The organism is Chitinophaga sp. (assembly GCF_039596455.1).
In the GTDB taxonomy this organism is placed as follows: Bacteria; Bacteroidota; Bacteroidia; order Chitinophagales; family Chitinophagaceae; genus Chitinophaga.
This window is the reverse complement of sequence record NZ_JBCNJR010000001.1, coordinates 1,028,532-1,045,488: the sequence shown is the minus strand read 5'-3', so window position 1 is coordinate 1,045,488 and position 16,957 is coordinate 1,028,532. Positions and strand designations below refer to the sequence as shown.

The 16,957-nt window shown below is 52.9% G+C and carries 10 protein-coding genes and 1 tRNA gene; 5 read left to right on the top strand and 6 right to left on the bottom strand.

All coding sequences use genetic code 11. The features are described from left to right. Window positions 1-3 precede the first annotated feature (3 nt). Together ABDW36_RS04380 and ABDW36_RS04375 are read left to right on the top strand one after the other, a co-directional pair. Window positions 4-3,147 carry an error-prone DNA polymerase gene (locus ABDW36_RS04380; protein ID WP_343700658.1) on the top strand — a complete coding sequence of 1,048 codons (3,144 nt, stop codon included), beginning with the start codon at window positions 4-6 and terminating at the stop codon, window positions 3,145-3,147. A gap of 157 nt (window positions 3,148-3,304) precedes the next feature. Further along, window positions 3,305-5,035, top strand: a complete 1,731-nt coding sequence (locus ABDW36_RS04375) for a hypothetical protein (RefSeq protein WP_343700657.1) — start codon at window positions 3,305-3,307, stop codon at window positions 5,033-5,035. An 80-nt stretch (window positions 5,036-5,115) separates the two neighbouring features. Here the strand turns inward: ABDW36_RS04375 and ABDW36_RS04370 are convergent. The 3 genes from ABDW36_RS04370 to hflX form a co-directional block, all read right to left on the bottom strand. Continuing rightward, window positions 5,116-5,189: transfer RNA gene (locus ABDW36_RS04370), tRNA-Asn, on the bottom strand. A 219-nt stretch (window positions 5,190-5,408) separates the two neighbouring features. Next, window positions 5,409-5,747 (bottom strand): Rieske (2Fe-2S) protein, encoded by a 339-nt coding sequence (locus ABDW36_RS04365; RefSeq protein WP_343700656.1) that lies wholly within the window; start codon window positions 5,745-5,747, stop codon window positions 5,409-5,411. Beyond that, a complete protein-coding gene (hflX, locus tag ABDW36_RS04360; RefSeq protein ID WP_343700655.1) occupies window positions 5,747-6,937 on the bottom strand; it encodes a GTPase HflX in 1,191 nt (396 codons plus the stop codon). The genes ABDW36_RS04365 and hflX overlap by 1 nt, the downstream gene beginning before the upstream one ends. A 91-nt stretch (window positions 6,938-7,028) precedes the next feature. Between hflX and ABDW36_RS04355 the strand changes: the two genes are divergently transcribed. Together ABDW36_RS04355 and ABDW36_RS04350 are read left to right on the top strand one after the other, a co-directional pair. Beyond that, on the top strand, window positions 7,029-9,038 hold the full coding sequence (locus ABDW36_RS04355; protein WP_343700654.1) for a S9 family peptidase: 2,010 nt from the start codon (window positions 7,029-7,031) through the stop codon (window positions 9,036-9,038). Window positions 9,039-9,048: 10 nt separating this feature from the next. After that, window positions 9,049-9,825: an enoyl-CoA hydratase-related protein gene (locus ABDW36_RS04350; protein WP_343700653.1), complete on the top strand. Its 777-nt coding sequence runs from the start codon at window positions 9,049-9,051 to the stop codon at window positions 9,823-9,825. A 362-nt stretch (window positions 9,826-10,187) separates the two neighbouring features. Here the strand turns inward: ABDW36_RS04350 and ABDW36_RS04345 are convergent, their stop codons facing one another. Then, window positions 10,188-10,898, bottom strand: coding sequence for a porin family protein (locus tag ABDW36_RS04345; RefSeq protein ID WP_343700652.1), 711 nt, complete (start codon window positions 10,896-10,898; stop codon window positions 10,188-10,190). Window positions 10,899-11,146: 248 nt separating this feature from the next. On the opposite strand from ABDW36_RS04345, the gene ABDW36_RS04340 reads away from it, so the two are divergent. Next, entirely contained in the window at window positions 11,147-14,107 is a 2,961-nt protein-coding gene (locus ABDW36_RS04340; protein WP_343700651.1) for a PAS domain S-box protein, read from the top strand. Here ABDW36_RS04340 and ABDW36_RS04335 read toward each other — a convergent pair. Together ABDW36_RS04335 and ABDW36_RS04330 are read right to left on the bottom strand one after the other, a co-directional pair. Continuing rightward, a complete protein-coding gene (locus ABDW36_RS04335) occupies window positions 14,104-15,774 on the bottom strand; it encodes an ATP-binding protein (RefSeq protein WP_343700650.1) in 1,671 nt (556 codons plus the stop codon). The genes ABDW36_RS04340 and ABDW36_RS04335 overlap by 4 nt on opposite strands. Next, complete coding sequence (locus tag ABDW36_RS04330) at window positions 15,771-16,877, bottom strand: sensor protein KdpD (RefSeq protein ID WP_343700649.1); 1,107 nt, start codon at window positions 16,875-16,877, stop codon at window positions 15,771-15,773. Before ABDW36_RS04330 ends, ABDW36_RS04335 begins: the two co-directional genes overlap by 4 nt. Window positions 16,878-16,957 lie beyond the last annotated feature (80 nt).

Genomic DNA, 16,957 nt, shown 5'->3' with positions numbered 1-16,957 from the left:
AGTATGCGCTACACAGAATTACAGGTAACATCCAATTTCAGCTTTCTCCGGGGCGCTTCCCATCCGGAAGAACTGGTAGAACAGGCCGCTGCTTATGGATATACTGAAATAGCCGTTACAGACCGGAATACCCTGGCCGGCATTGTGCGGGCCCATGTGGCAGCAAAGAAACACGGCATCCGTTTCATTCCCGGCTGCCGGCTGGATTTGCAGGATGGCCCCAGCCTGCTTGCTTACCCCACCAACCAGGAAGCCTACAGCCGGCTCTCCAACCTGCTCACTACCGGTAACCTGCGGGCGGAAAAAGGAGATTGCCACCTGTACAGGAATGATGTATACCAGCATGCGCAAGGTATGCTGTTCATAGCCGTGCCGCCTGCCCAGCTGAATGAAACGTTTGACTTTGACCCCGCCTTCCTGAAAACCATGCAGGAATACCGGGAAGCCTTCGGCCACCAGCTTTACCTGTCAGCTACCCGCTCTTACCAGGGAGACGACCTGAAAAGACTGTATCGCCTTTCCCAATTGTCCAAACAATTCAACATTCCGCTGGCAGCCACCAATGACGTACATTATCACCACCCCACGCGCCGCGAGCTGCAGGATGTGGTCACCTGCGTACGGGAAAAATGCACCATTTACACAGCCGGTTTCCGGCTGCACCAAAACAGCGAACGGTACCTCAAACCCGCAAAAGAAATGCACCGCCTTTTCCGCCAGTATCCAGACGCCCTCCGCCACGCCTGTGACATTGCGGATGCCTGCCGGTTTTCGCTGGATAGCCTGCAATATGTTTACCCGGAAGAAATCACTAATAAAGGCCGCAGTCCACAGGAAGAGCTGGTGGCACTTACCTGGCAGGGCGCACGGGAACGTTTTGGCGATACTATTACATCTAAAACCGTGGACACCATTAACCATGAGTTGAACTTCATTAAAGAGATGGATTATGCTGCATATTTCCTGACAGTGCATGATATTGTACAGTATGCACGGGAGCAAAAGATCCTGTGCCAGGGCCGCGGCTCCGCCGCCAATTCCATTGTGTGTTATTGCCTGGGTATCACATCTGTAAGCCCGGACAGAATTGACCTGCTGTTTGAACGTTTCCTTTCCTCCGCCCGCAACGAACCGCCAGACATTGACGTAGATTTTGAGCATGAACGCCGCGAAGAAGTGATACAATACATCTACAACAAATATGGCCGTGACAGGGCTGCCATTGTAGCTACCGTTACGCAACAACGGCAAAAAGGCGCCATCCGGGATGTGGGGAAAGCCATGGGCCTGTCTGTGGACACCATTAACCGGCTTTCTTCGTCTATTTGGGAGTTTACCCCGGAATGGTTTGAAGAGAACCGCCTTACTGAACAGGGCCTTAACGCCGGAGACCCGCATCTGCGCAAAGCATTGCAACTCACGGAACAGTTCATCGGTTTCCCCCGCCAGCTTGGGCAGCATACCGGCGGCTTTGTGATCACTCAAGGCAAGCTGTCAGATCTATGCCCTATCCTGAATGCACGGATGGAAGACAGGACCTGTATTGAATGGAATAAAGATGACATTGATGCACTCGGTTTTCTAAAAGTAGATGTATTGGCACTAGGGATGCTCACCTGCATCCGGAAAGCTTTTAATCTTTTGGAAACACATCATGGTAAATCCTATACGCTTGCCAACATTCCTGAAAATGATGATGGTGTATATGAGATGATCGGCCATGCAGACACCATCGGCGTATTCCAGATAGAAAGCCGGGCGCAACAGTCTATGCTGCCGCGGTTGAAGCCGAAGAATTTTTATGACCTGGTGATTGAAGTGGCCATTGTACGGCCGGGGCCTATCCAGGGAGATATGGTGCATCCTTATTTGCGCCGCCGTAACGGGGAGGAAAAAGTAGAGTATCCATCACCGGAGCTGGAAAATATTCTTCATAAAACACTAGGCGTGCCTTTGTTCCAGGAGCAGGCCATGAAAATTGCGATAGAGGCGGCTGATTTTACACCTACTGAAGCAGACGAGCTTCGCCGGAGCATGGCCACCTTCAAAGCACCGGGGCAGGTGACGAAATTTGAAGAGAAACTGGTAGAGGGCATGGTGAAAAATGGCTATAAACGGGAATTTGCCCAACGCGTATTCCGGCAACTGGAGGGCTTTGGCAGCTACGGCTTCCCGGAAAGCCACGCCGCCAGCTTCGCGTTGTTGGTATATGTTTCGTCCTATATCAAATACCACTACCCTGAAGTTTTTGCCTGCGCCCTGCTGAACAGCATGCCCATGGGTTTTTACCAGCCGGCCCAGATTGTGATAGACGCCAGGAAACACGGGGTAGAAGTGCGGCCTGCAGATGTTAACCATTCTTCCTGGGATAATACGATAGAAGAAAAAGCCGGTCAATACTACGCCCTTCGCCTTGGTTTCCGGCAGGTGAAAGGTTTGAAAGAAGAAGATATACAAACGCTTTTGAACGCAAAGGAAGGAGGTTATACCAGCATACCCGCATTGCGGGATGCCGGTGTACCGTATACCACCCTGGAAAAACTCGCGGATGCCGATGCATTCAGGTCAATAGGCCTTGACCGCCGCCGCGCCCTCTGGGAGGTATCCGCCCTCCAAGACCGGCCCACCGGCCTGTACACCGGCCAGGCAATCCCTGAAACACCTGCGCAGCTGCCGGAAATGCGGGAATCGGAACATGTGGTGCATGACTACGCAGCCACCTCGCTGTCTTTAAAAGCTCACCCCGTCAGCTTTGTACGGGAAAAGCTCCGCCTGCTCCATATCCTTTCCACGGAGGAGCTGAATAACCTGGCAGACGGTACACCGGTAAAAGTGGCCGGGCTGGTGCTGGTACGGCAGCGGCCTGGTACCGCCTCCGGCATCTGCTTTATTACCATAGAAGATGAAACCGGCTGCAGCAACCTCGTGGTTTTTGAAAAACTCTTTACGAAATACCGCAGGGAGATCCTCCAGTCCAAATTATTGATGGTGGAAGGAAAGCTGCAGCGGGAAGGAGAGGTGGTGCATGTAGTGGTACAGCGGTGTTATAACTTGAACAAACTGCTACTGCACCTTACCGCAGTAGATGAAAAGCCGCAGGACAGCGGGCAGACAAGGATTTTCCCCGAAGGGAGGAATTTCAGGTAAAAGAGCCGCATGGCGGCTTTAATTAATTTGCTTATATGATGCTTTTTCCCTAATTTAAAATGTTAGCTCCAACATCTTGTCAATACAGTAAACCCCTTCCACCGCTAGTCTGGGAATGCTTGGGCTAACCCATTTGTAAACTCTAAATCGTTGCTCTATGCGCCAACGTTATTTCCCTATCATCTCCATCACGCTGCTTTTTGCCTGCGGCAGCCACAGTGGTAACAAAGAAAAACAGTCGGTTGATAAAGGTTCCCAGACCATCGGCTGTAAACCCCAAACAAACGATAAAGAATGGTACAGCACCGGAAAAAAAGCGCCCAGATTTGAGGGCCTGGGAGGCATTGATTTCAAAATATCAACGTCCAGCAAGGAGGCTCAGGAGTACTTCAACCAGGGGTTAATGCTGGCATATGGGTTCAACCATGCCGAAGCGGCAAGATCTTTTTATGAAGCAACCCGGCTGGATTCCACCTGCGCCATGGCCTACTGGGGATTTGCGTACGTACTAGGGCCCAACTACAACGGCGGAATGGAAGAAGATAATTTTCAACGTGCGTATGACGCATCCTTAAAAGCCAACGCACTTATCAGGAATTGCACGCCCAAAGAAGCGGCGCTGGTCAAGGCATTAGCTACCCGCTATGCAGCACAGCCACCGGCAGACCGCAGTCCGTTAGACATTGCCTATGCCGCCGCTATGAAAAAAGTATATACACAATATCCAACAGACCCTGACATTGGGGCTTTGTATGCTGAAGCGCTGATGGACCTGCACCCCTGGGATTTGTACGATAAAGAAACCAAAGCGCCAAGGGCCTGGACGCCGGAACTGCTGGCCATCCTGGAGCACCTGATCAAAACAAACCCCGGGCATCCGGGGGCTCACCACTTTTACGTTCACGCACTGGAGGCCTCCGCCACGCCCGAAAAAGCCCTGGCCAGCGCAAACTTGCTGGATACGCTGGTACCTGGCTCAGGCCACCTGGTACATATGCCCTCTCATATTTACATCAATACAGGAGATTACCACCAGGGCTCGCTTTCAAATATCCGCGCAGTAACGGTTGACAGTATTTATACAACCGCCTGCCATGCGCAGGGCGCCTATCCTCTAGCGTATTATCCACACAACTATCATTTCCTGGCAGCAACAGCCACACTGGAAGGGAACTCGAAATTAGCCTGGAATGCATCAAAAAAATTGCAGTCACATACTTCAACGGATATCATGCGGACACCCGGCTGGGGAACATTGCAACATTATTATACCATTCCATATTACATTGCCGTAAAGTTTTCCATGTGGGATACGATTATGGCAATCCCCCCTCCCGCAAAAGACCTGGTGTACCCCAGGGCAATCCTCCACTACGCCAGGGGCATGGCATACCTTGGGAAGCACGATACCCCTGGCGCACAAAAAGAAATGGACAGCCTGCGTATACTGGCGGCCGACACTTCACTTCAGGACCTGACCGTTTGGGAGATCAATACCACTGCAGACCTGGTGCAAATTGCAACAAAGGTGCTGGGAGGCGGAATTGCATTTAAACAAAACAAGATCGCTGAATCTATTTCTTTATTGAAGGAAGCGGTTGACCTTGAAGATCGCCTCAATTACAATGAACCTCCGGATTGGTTTTTCTCCGTCCGGCATCATCTGGGCGCTATATTACTCAAAGCAGAAAAATATGGAGAAGCTGAAAAAGTGTATAGCAGAGATTTACAAACCTGGCGGAAAAACGGCTGGGCTTTGATAGGGTTGCATCATGCGCTGGCACTGCAGAAAAAAAATGATGAAGCGCAGAAAGTTAAATCCGCTTTTGATGAAGCCTGGAAATATGCGGATTTCAGGATTTTATCGTCTTCGAGTATTGTGGAATGAGAACCTGAAATATTAACTGCTTGCCGGAACCGGCATCACTATGATGCAACAAAAAAGCCACGATGATCTCGTGGCTTTTGCTCCCCCTGCTGGACTTGAACCAGCGACCCTCTGATTAACAGTCAGATGCTCTAACCAACTGAGCTAAGGAGGAATTTTTCCCTCTCAGCAACTGAATCTCAATCGCAAATTGGGATTGCAAAAATAGGCAAATTTTTATTTCTGCAAAATCTAATTCAACTTTTTTTCTAAACAGCCCTGTTCCGGGTAGCTTCAGGTACCGCCGCCTGTCTCAACCGCAACATTCCCCCCTAGGCAATATACATATTATCAAAAAATAATACGACAGGGACGTCGCGCTGTTTGCAGGTTTTTACCAGCCCAGCCAGCTTTTCTCCAGCCCTACAAACACCCCTTCTTCCCGCAGCTCTACCGGGTAAGTTTTGAGGTAAAAGCCCTCGCCGCTGCTGTTGTAGCCGTTTTTTACATTGAAACGGTAGCGGTGCAAGGGGCAGATGACGTTGCCCTTGTCATCTATATGCCCATCTGCCATAATGCCGCCGGCATGCGGGCATTTATAGGCAAACGCGTACAGCTGGCCCTCATGGCGGGTGAAACAGATCTTTTTACCGTTCACTTCATGTACGGTAATGGTCTTCTCTTCCGCCACCTGCTCATCACTGAGGCGGTACCAGTTGTATTGTTTGGCCATTAAAAGAAGTATTCGGTTTTGTAGGGATAGCGCTCGCGGTAGAGCTGTACTACCTTGTCCAGTATGGTTTTGCGCAGCTCGTCAATGTTGCGCCTTTCCGTAGCGGAAATAAACACGCAATTACCGTGGGTGCGGTGCTCCCAGCTTTCCTTGAGCTGCCGCAGAATGTCCTGCTTCACATCGTCCGTCAGCCACTCGTCAAAGGTCTGCGCCTCATACAGGTCCATTTTATTGAAAATGAGAATGGTGGGCTTGTCCATCGATTTCAGGTCTGCCAGCGTGCGGTTCACTACTTCAATCTGGTCTTCGTACTTGGGATGGGAAATGTCTACCACATGCATCAATATGTCACTTTCCCTTACCTCATCCAATGTAGATTTGAAACTTTCCACGAGGTGGTGCGGCAGTTTGCGGATGAAACCTACCGTATCGCTGAGCAGGAAGGGCGTTTGCTCAAACACTACTTTACGTGTGGTGGTATCAAGCGTGGCAAAAAGTTTGTTCTCGGCAAATACTTCGCTTTTAGACAAAAGGTTCATGATGGTGCTTTTGCCCACGTTGGTATAACCCACCAGGGCCACGCGGATGTACTCGCCACGGTCTTTCCGCTGGGTGAGGGCCTGCTTGTCTATTTCCGCCAGGCGCTTGCGCAGCAGGGATATCTTGTCTTTTACGATACGGCGGTCTGTTTCAATTTCCGTTTCACCGGGGCCTCTCATGCCAATGCCCCCTTTCTGCCTTTCAAGGTGCGTCCACATACCGCGGAGGCGGGGAAGGATGTACTGGTATTGCGCCAGCTCTACCTGCACCTTGGCCTGCGCCGTGCGGGCGCGGCGGGCAAAAATGTCGAGAATAAGGTCGCTGCGGTCAATCACTTTCACCTTCAGCTCTTTCTGGATGTTGGCTATCTGCGACCCGCTCAGCTCATCGTCAAATATGACCAGGCTGATGTCTTTGCCCACCACGTACTGCCTGATCTCTTCCAGCTTTCCCTTGCCTACAAAGGTGGCCCTGTCAGGATGAGCCAGCCGCTGCGTGAAGCGTTTCACCGCTGCTGCGCCGGCAGTTTCTGCCAGAAAGGCCAGCTCGTCCAGGTACTCCTGCACCTGCGCATCCGTTTGTTCTTTATGAATGAGGCCTACCAGCACGGCCCGCTCGTCACGGTCTACTACTTGTTGTTTTTCTATCAAAGCGTCTTTTGAATTTGTGCAAAGTTAATGAATCCGGCGGGTAGGGTAAATTTTCCTACATTTATGGCTCATCACAACAAAATCTACACCAATGCGTAAAACACTCCTGGTAGCAGGTATTTTATTCATTCAGCAAAGCATGGCACAACAGAAAATGAACCCGCAATTGCTCTGGCAACTGGGGCGGGTAGGCGGCGAAGCCGTTATGAAAGATGGAACAGTATTGTACGGGGTATCCCGCTACAGCCTGACAGACAATAAAAGCGAGCGCAACCTGTATGCGGTTTCCCTCAAGGGCGGCGCGGCCAAACAGCTTACGCAGGGCGCGGGGTCGGAATCCGGCGCGCAGGTATTGCCCAACGGCCGTATCGCCTATAACTATAAAGGGCAGTTGTGGGAAATGGACAAAGATGGCGGAAATGCCATACAAAAAACCAATGTGGAAGGCGGCATGCAAAACATCCGCATTTCCCCGAAAGGCAGCCACATCCTTTTCTCCAGGGAAGTGAAGCTGGAAAAGATCAATGGGGCAGACCGTTACCCTGACCTGCCCAAGTCTAACGTGCAGGTGTACACTACGCTCAATTACCGCCACTGGGATACCTGGGAAGACGGCAAATACAACCACGTGTTCTACGCCACCTACAATGCGCAAACGGGCCAGGTAGGCGAACCGGTAGATATTATGAAAGGCGAATTGTTTGATTGCCCGCAAATGCCTTTTGGCGGCGCGGAAGACTTCATCTGGGATCCCTCCGGCGCCAGCATCATTTACGTATCCAAGAAAAAGCACGGGAAAGATTACGCCGTCAGCACCAATACGGACATTTACCGGTACAACCTCTCCAGCGGCCTTACAGAAAATCTTTCCGAAGGAAAAATGGGGTACGATGTAGCGCCCGCCTTCGATGAAAGCGGCAGGCAATTGTTGTGGCTCAGCATGGCGAGAGACGGGTTTGAGGCGGACAAGAATGACATCATCCTTTACCAGGCAGACACCCGGAAAACCCTGAACCTCACCAAAGACTGGGACGGTACCGTATCTGCCGCCCGCTTCAGTGCAGACGGCAAAAACATCTTCTTCCTGGCCGTAGTAAAAGGTACGGAACAGCTGTTTGAGATCTCCCTGCAGAAACCCGCCATCCGCCAGGTTACCAAAGGGCAATTTGACGTTAACGGTTTTGTAGGCCAGCAGGGCAACACCCTGGTGGTAACCCGCGCGGATATGAACCACGCCGCCGAGCTGTATACAGTAGACATAAAAACCGGCGCCATGCAGCAGCTCACCAGGGAAAACAACAACGTGTACGATAACCTGCAAATGAGCAAGGTAGAAGAGCGGTGGACGAAAACCACGGACGGCAAAGACCTGCTCTCCTGGGTGATTTACCCGCCAGACTTCGACCCTGCCAAAAAATACCCCACGCTGCTCTACTGCCAGGGCGGCCCGCAATCTGCCCTGAGCCAGTTCTACAGCTTCCGCTGGAACTTTCAGCTGATAGCGGCGCAGGGCTATATTGTAGTGGCCCCCAACCGCCGCGGCATGCCCGGCCATGGCGTGAAGTGGAATGAAGATATCAGCAAGGACTGGGGCGGGCAACCTATCAAAGACTACCTGGCCGCCATAGACGATGTAAGCAAGGAACCTTACGTGGATAAAAGCCGCCTTGGCGCGGTAGGCGCCAGTTACGGCGGGTATTCCGTATTTATGCTGGCCGGCGTGCACCAGAAACGTTTCAAGAGTTTTATTGCGCACGACGGGCTGTTTGACCTGCGCAGCTGGTACGGCACCACCGAAGAACTGTGGTTTGCCAACTGGGACATCGGCGCCTACTGGGACAAGGCAAACGCCAAGGTATACGAGCAATTCAACCCCATCAATTTTGTAGATCAATGGGACACGCCCATTATGATAGTGCAGGGCGGCATAGACTTCCGCGTAGGCATAGAGCAGGGGCTGCAGGCCTTCCAGGTGGCCCAGCTGAAAGGCATCAAAAGCAAACTGGTATATTTCCCCGAAGAAAACCACTGGGTGCTGAGCGCGCAAAACGCCATTGCCTGGCAGCGGGAGTTCTTTGGCTGGCTGAAAGAAACCTTATAAAATACCGACCATGTTTACCACGCTTCTCTTTCACGTGCAAAACAATGTAGCTACCATCACGCTCAACAGGCCCGATGTGTACAATGCCTTTAATGACACGCTCAGCTATGAGCTGCAGGATGCGCTCAAACAGGCGGAGAAAGACGCGGCTGTGAGGGCCGTGGTGCTTACCGGCGCCGGCAAGGCCTTTTGCAGCGGGCAAGACCTGAAAGCAGCGCAGGAAGGCAAACGCAACCTGGGAGACTCGCTGCACAAGCGGTACAACCCCATCATCCGCGCCATCCGCAACATGCCCAAACCGGTGATCTGCCGGTTGAACGGCGTGGCCGCGGGGGCCGGCTGCTCCCTGGCCCTGGCTTGCGATGTGATTGTTGCCGCGGAAAACGCCACCCTTATTGAGATCTTCATCAACATAGCCCTGGTGCTGGACTCCGGTTCCTCTTATTTTCTGCCCCGTACCATAGGCTACCACCGGGCGTTTGAGCTGGCCACCAAAGCCACCAAACTCACTGCCGCAGATGCCCTGCAAATGGGACTGGTCAACAAAGTGGTAAAAGCAGAAGAGCTGGATGCCGCTGTGGAAGCTGAAGCCGCCTTCTACGCCCAGGCCCCTACCAAAGCCATTGCCCTTATGAAAAAAATGCTGACCAAAGGCATGACGGAAGATCTTGACACGGTGCTGGATTATGAGGCCTGGTGCCAGGAAATTGCGGGTAATACAGAAGACAACCGGGAAGGCATACAAGCCTTCCTTGAAAAACGGAAACCGGCGTTCAGCGGGAAATAAAACGGCCGCTGTTCCCGGCCGGGACCCGGGCTTTCCGGCCTCCTTCTCTCCGGCACACACCCCTGCTTTTTAATGGTATTGATCCAAACAAGTTTGTGTAGTTTACACAAACTTGTTTGTTTTATGCGGCTGCGGCAAACTTTCATGAACGCTTTCCAGCCCTCTTGTTGTTATTCAGGCCGATCTTCTATCTTCAGGTCTACTTAAGGTTATCTTAGGGTCATCCTGGGGTTTTTTATACAGAATACCCTAAGAAAACCCCAGGAAAACCCTAGGATGACCCCAGGATGATGAATAGATGACAACAATAAAAAAGGGCCGACCATTAAGGTCAGCCCCGCATTAGTTTGATCACTATCTTATTACAGCCCGCTCAGCGCAATCCCGACGGAATAAGGCCTGATATCTGACGCAACGCCGGTGTTGTCTTTAAACAGCGGGTTCAGGTTTACCGTACCGAACACGGAGAAATTACCGTACCCGATGCGGGCGGTGCCTGCAAAGCGCCAGGGGTTGAAGAAACGTTTGTTTTGTTCCTTGATGATATTCTTTTCGCCGCCCAGGGTGTTTTTACCCTTGGTATGCGCGTTTACCAGCATGCCCACCTTTGCGCCAATGGAAGCCTTGAAGCCCTTGTTGGCATTGTCTGACACCTGGCGGTAGCGGAATTCGAGGGGGATTTCCAGGTAATTGGTAGATACCTTGTATTTTTTATATGTTTCTGACGAAACAAACCGCACCTCATTGGATGACCCGTTGTTCATGGGTATTACCTGCTTGTTCAGGAAAATATTGCTGGAGCTGAAGCCCAAACCCAGCGCCACGCTGAAGTGAGACTTGGAAATGGGAATATCATACATCAGGGCTACGTTGAAGCCGCGTGATAATCCTTTTGTTTTAACACTGTCCGGAGCGGAGGCCCAGCCGTCATAAGAAAAACCGATCACCAGGAAGTCCCTGGAAAAGGAGGCCTTCTCACGGGCCTTACCAATGGCCGCGCCAGCCATATTATCCTGTGCAAAAACACCCGCTGAAACCGCGATAAAACCCAGTGTAAAAAGTAATTTTTTCATAATATGTTTAAATGCTTGGCAAAAAGAATATCAGGCAAATTTAATGGAATGCAAATAAATCAAACGGTTAAAATATTGCAAAAATAATACATGGTAATTAAGAGGACCGTTTTACGGGATTTTAAGTAAATTGTATGATTAGTAAATAGCCAGACCAAAATCAATCCCGTTATACGGAACGCAATACCACCCTTACCCCATAGCCCTCGTGAAGCCTTACGTATGGCGAGATTGACAACTATTGTTGCATGAAAAAGAACAGCGGCCCCGTTATCATTGTTTTTGTTGCTGCCATCGTTTCCGTTGCCTGGTTTGCCTGGCAGGCCTGGTCTGCAGACTCCGCCGTAGTGAAGATCAACGAGCGGGTGAGGCTCACCAGTGACAGGGTCCGCCAGCTGGAGCAGGTGGCATATATGGCCAAAACCCTGGAATCTGCAGTAAGAGGTTACGTTATTACCGGAGACACCGGCTTCCTGGTACGGGCAGACCAGATGGAAACCCGCCTGCGAACACCCGTGCTGAACCTCCAGGTCATGAGCGGAGGCAGCCGGGCAGACGAGCTGCGGATGGACTCTCTCAAAACCGCCGTGCTGAAACGGATAGTACTGTACAATTACCTGGTATCCGCCGCCCGTGAAGCGCCCGTAATGGCCGGCGCCATGATCCAGACAAGGAAAACGCCCGCGCCGGAAGACGACCTTACCCTGCTCATTGACCGTTGCCTGGAGCAGGAGCATGCCCGGCTCAATAACCTCCTGGGCACCCAGTGGTTTCACAGAAAACCTTTCCTGCTGTCTATCATCGGCAGCATAGTGGCAGCCCTGGTGATGCTGGGCGGCCTCTACCGCATTGCCGCCAACCTGCGCCGGGCGCGTACCGTTACAGCAGCGCTCACGGCCAGTGAAGAAAAATACCGCCAGCTCATAGAAGATGCGGGTACCACGCTGTTTACCACTAACCGTGGCGGCTTTTTCACCTACGTGAACAAAAAAGCTTTTGACCTTACCGGCTACACGGCAGAGGAGCTGATCAACAAACAATACACCATGCTGCTGGACCCGCCGGTGCAAAAGGAATTGCGGGAATTTTACGAGAACCAGTCTTTTGACGGCACGCCTGAATCTACCTATTCCTTCCCCATCCGCATGAAGAACGGGGAGAAAAAGTGGGTGGAACAGCATGTGGTGCTGGTGGAACGGAACGGCTTCTTTGCCGGGTACCAGTGCGCGGTAAAAGACGTAAACCAGAAAAGAATGGCGGATGAGCAACTGGCGGAAGCCAAAAAGGAGATGAACATTCTCAACAGCAGAATGCAATCCATACTGGAAAACACCACGTCTATTGTTTTCATTAAAGACGTGCACGGCCGCTACCTGCATGTGAACAGGCGGTTCGAAGAAGTGTTCGGCGTTACGCTGAAAGAGATCAAGGACCGTTCTGATAAAGACTTCCCGAACATTCTCCACCCTGACAAACATGCCTTGACAGACCGTACGGTGATCCTCTTCGAGAAACCGCAGGAAATGGAAGAAAGCATTGAGATAGGCAACGAGACCCGCTATTTTTTCATCAACAAGTTTCCCCTGCGTGACCATACCCTGCGCGTATACGGCCTCTGCGGCATTGCCACAGACATTACGCCGCGTATAGAAGTAGAGCACAAACTGATAGAAGCGCGGCGCAAGGCGGAAAACGCCAAGAAGGCGCAGGAAGTGTTTATGGCCAATATGAGCCATGAGCTGCGCACCCCGCTGAACGGGATCATTGGCGTTACCAACCTGCTGCAGCAGCTGGAAGGCGGCCCCGAGCTGCGGGAGTATGTGAGTGACATACGGGAGTCTGCCGGCAACCTGCTGGTGCTGGTAGATGACCTGCTTGATTTTTCCCGCATCAGAACGGGGCAGCTGCACCTGGCCAAAGAAGACTTTGACCCGCGCCACCTCATTTTGCGCGCAGCAGGCAAGCACAGGCAGCGCGCAGAAGCTAAAGGCCTGGCCTTTCACTGCGAGCTGGCGGAAGCGGTGAAAGACCATGTGCTGGGAGACCCGACGCGCCTCAACCAGGTACTGGAAAACCTGCTGGACAATGCGGTAAAATTCACGGAAACGGGCGAAGTGCGGCTCACAGTGAAAGTAGCGGCGGCCAACGAAAAAAATACCATGCTGCTGTTTGAGCTGCAGGATACCGGCGTTGGCATACCGGCGCCCCTGCTGCACGACCTTGGCGAGGGTTTTTCCCAGCTGCAGGGCGGCAATGACCGCAAGCACAGCGGCACCGGGCTGGGACTGGCGCTCACCCGCCAGCTTATTTTGCTGCAACACGGCAACATCACCATCCGCAACAACCCCGCGGGCGGCACTGTTGTGAGTTTCTCCATCCCCTTCAGCCGCAGTTTCCAAACGGCTGCCCCCGCTGAACCTGTACCGGAGCACGCACCCCTGGAGGGGCGCCACATACTGGTGGCGGAAGATAACCTGCTGAACCAGAAAGTAGCGCTCCGCCTGCTGCAGCGGGCCGGCGCCAGCGTAACACTGGCGGAAAACGGGGTGGCGGCATTGCAGCAGCTGCAGCAACACACTTTTGACTGCGTGCTGATGGACATCCAGATGCCGGAAATGGACGGCCTCAGCGCCACCCGTAAAATACGGGACATGGGCTCCGGCGTTCCCATTATTGCGATGACGGCATCTGCCCTGCGCGGAGACCGGGAGCGGTGCCTGCTCACCGGCATGAACGAATACATTTCCAAACCTTTTGTGCCCGAAGATCTTTTCAGGAAAATACAGGAAGTACTGGGAGAAAAAGAACCCTCACTTTCGGGCTTCATCAATGCCGTTCCCGGCGAGCCTGAAAACCGCCCTTTTATTGACCTGCTGTACCTCCGCAATATCCTGGAAGATGATAAAGATTACCTGCTGGATGTGCTGGGCATCTTTGTGGAATGCACGGCCGGCATGTTCACCCACCTGCTCAACAGCGCACGGGAGGAGGCCTGGGAAGAAACCAGCCGCCATGCCAGCCTGCTGCGCAACAGCCTCATGATCGTTAAGATACATCCGCTGTCTGACATGATGCAGCAGATAGAACAGCATGCCCGCAGCCGCAGCAACCTGGAGAACATCATCCCCAACATAGAGCTGGCCATAAAAATTTACCACGATGCGCAATCTGTACTAAAGCGGGAAATGGAAGACATCCGGAACAACTAGGCCAGCGGCAATTCAAACCAGAAGCGGCTGCCTTTACCCGGCGCGCTGCTCGCGCCAATAGTGCCGCCCTGCGCTTCAATGAACTCTCTTGCAATAGCCAGCCCCAGCCCGCTGCCCTTGGTATTTTCAGCGCCGGGCACCTGGAAGAAACGTTCAAATATCTTGTTGCGGAAAGCCGGGTCTATGCCCGGGCCGGCATCTTCTACACTGAATAACAGTTTATTGGTGGCCGTTACCTGTACGGCCAGCTGCACGGCCGTGCCGCCGGGTGAATACCGGATGGCGTTGGTGAGCAGGTTAACCAGCACCCAGGCGCTCTTTTCAGCATCCGCCACCGCTTTGGGCAGGCCTTCCGGCACCTGGGCCCGGATAGCCACGTTGCGGCCTGCCGCTTCCTTGCTCACCGTACCCAAAGCGTATTGTACAATTTCAGCAGGTTCCACGGCCTGTATCTGCAACTGGATGTTGCCGCTTTGCGCACGTGAAAAATCAAGCAGCTCACTCACCATGCGAATCATGCGCCGGTTATCTTGCCGGAGGCTGTCTACCAGCTCTTTCTGTTCCGGGCTCAATGGGCCGGAGCGCTCGTCGTCCAGCAGGGTGAGGCTGAGGTCTGTGGCGGCCAGCGGCGTTTTCAGCTCATGGGAAATGGTGGCGATGAACTGCGTTTTGGCCAGGTCTATCTCCCGGTAGGTGGTGATATTTTTGAGAATAACGATATACCCTATTTTCTCCTGTTCATAGTGAATGTCTGCCGTTTCTCTTGTAAAAAAGCTCTCCCGGCCGTTCACCACAATTTTTATATGCCCGTTGTCCGTTTTACTGATAAGGTATTTCATCAGGTCATTCCGCTGCGCAATTTCTTCCGCGGGGCGGCCGGCCACCTCTTCCTCCTGCATGTTGAGCAACTGCAGGGCCTGCGCGTTGGCAAAAAGCATATTCCCCTTGTTATCTATGCCAATGGTAGCGTCTTTCAGGCTGCCTATCACAGCTTCCGCCCGTTTCTTTTCAAACATGATGCGGGCCAGGTTACTGTGTTCGTACTCATGGAGCTGCCGGGCCATGGTGTTGAAAGCCTCCGCCAGTTCGCCAAACTCGTCTCCTGATTTAAAGTACAGCCGCTGTTCATAGCGGCGCTGAGCAATACCTTTGATGCCTTCCGTCAGTTCCCGGATGGGGTTGGCAACGTAGCCGGGGAAGTTGTATACGAAGGAGATACCCAGCAGGAAACAAATGCCGCTTATGATGGCAATGTACAGCACTGCTTTGTCTGCCGTGGCTTTGGTACGCTCGTTCTTCATCACAATGGCCTTCATGTTCAGCTCCATGATGGTATACAGGTCTTGCCGCAGGGCCGGCAGGTTCAGCGAGTCCTGGAAATGGCGGCGCAGCTGCCCGGTGGCGGCCGCCTCACCTGCTTCGGTCACATTCTTTTCCTGCAGGGCCTGGTTCTTGACAAAGCCCAGGCTGTCTACCGGCGTTGCCTCCAGGGCCATCAGCATGTTTTTGGCGTACTCAACAGACTCGTAATTGTCTTGCAGGATGGAGCCAGCTTCCCGGTTTACCCGGTCAATGTGATAGTATCCCAGTATGCTCACCAGCATGAGCATAAAGAACAGGAACAGCACCCCTAATGTGATCTTCGTTTTGAGCTTCAGCTTTGTCATGACAGTATTACGAGATCAATTTCGTGAGAGGATAAAGTTTTCAACAGCCGCGAAAAGATATTTGTTCGCAAGATAATGCCGAACAGGCTGATATGCGGCTTGCCGATGCAAACGGTGGTGATATCTTTTTCCTGCGCTGCCTGCAGAATGGCGGCCGCCACATCTGCCGCCTGCACCCGCAGTACCTCCGCGCCCAGCTCAGTGGCCATTTTCAGGTTATTGATCAGGTGTCGCTGCTGGGCCAGGGGGATGCGGCCCGCGTTTTCCTGCGGGGTCTGCACATAGAGCACGTACCATTCCCCATAGTAGTAGGCGGCCAGCCGCGCCGTTTTCCTGATCACTTTTTTGGCCGCCGCATCGTTGCTGGAAACGCAGGCCAGGAAACGCTCGTGACGCATCTGCCGGTTGCGGGGCACCGCCGTTTCTACCTTGCGTTCTACCTGGGAGGCTACTTCCTTCAGCGCCAGCTCCCGCAGCTGCAGAATTTTTTCCGGCGTAAAGAAGTGCTCCAGGGCTGTTTCTACCTTGCTGCGGTCATATATTTTGCCTTCTTTAAGCCGGGTTATCAGCTCGTCTGCCGTAAGGTCTATGTTCACTACTTCGTCCGCCAGCTGCAGCATACTGTCAGGCACCCGCTCCTGCACCTCCACGCCGGTAATGGCTTTCACCTGCTGGTTGATGCTTTCCATATGCTGGATGTTGACGGCTGAAATTACGCTGATGCCGGCCCGCAGCAGGTCTACTACATCCTGCCAGCGTTTTTCGTTTTTGGAACCGGGTATGTTGGTGTGCGCCAGCTCGTCTACGATCACCCACTGCGGCGCCAGCAGCAAAATGGCGTTGAGGTCCATTTCTTCCAGCATCTTGCCCTTGTAAAAAACCTGCCGGCGGGGCACTACCGGCAGCCCCTCCAGCAGGGCGGCCGTATCTTTGCGGCCATGGGTCTCAATATACCCTACCTGCACCTGCACGCCCTGGCCCATGAGGGCATGCGCTTCCTGCAGCATGCGGTAGCTTTTGCCCACGCCGGCGCTCATACCAATGTAAATCTTGAAAGCGCCGCGGCCGGCCCGGTTGTCTGGATGTAAGAATTCCTGCATCATATGCCGGGGAGTCAACCACCACGGGGGCCTGCCCACGGTTTGAAGAAACCCGGGCCGGCCCCGCGTGAAAATGGTTTGTT

What these genes read in the sequence shown, in the direction of transcription:
- ABDW36_RS04365 (WP_343700656.1), bottom strand. Translation starts at nt 5,747, where the DNA reads ATGGCCAAACAATACAACTGGTACCGCCTCAGTGATGAGCAGGTGGCG.
- ABDW36_RS04380 (WP_343700658.1), top strand. Translation starts at nt 4, where the DNA reads ATGCGCTACACAGAATTACAGGTAACATCCAATTTCAGCTTTCTCCGG.
- ABDW36_RS04335 (WP_343700650.1), bottom strand. Translation starts at nt 15,774, where the DNA reads ATGACAAAGCTGAAGCTCAAAACGAAGATCACATTAGGGGTGCTGTTC.
- ABDW36_RS04340 (WP_343700651.1), top strand. Translation starts at nt 11,147, where the DNA reads ATGAAAAAGAACAGCGGCCCCGTTATCATTGTTTTTGTTGCTGCCATC.
- ABDW36_RS04355 (WP_343700654.1), top strand. Translation starts at nt 7,029, where the DNA reads ATGCGTAAAACACTCCTGGTAGCAGGTATTTTATTCATTCAGCAAAGC.
- ABDW36_RS04375 (WP_343700657.1), top strand. Translation starts at nt 3,305, where the DNA reads ATGCGCCAACGTTATTTCCCTATCATCTCCATCACGCTGCTTTTTGCC.
- ABDW36_RS04330 (WP_343700649.1), bottom strand. Translation starts at nt 16,877, where the DNA reads ATGATGCAGGAATTCTTACATCCAGACAACCGGGCCGGCCGCGGCGCT.
- ABDW36_RS04350 (WP_343700653.1), top strand. Translation starts at nt 9,049, where the DNA reads ATGTTTACCACGCTTCTCTTTCACGTGCAAAACAATGTAGCTACCATC.
- ABDW36_RS04345 (WP_343700652.1), bottom strand. Translation starts at nt 10,898, where the DNA reads ATGAAAAAATTACTTTTTACACTGGGTTTTATCGCGGTTTCAGCGGGT.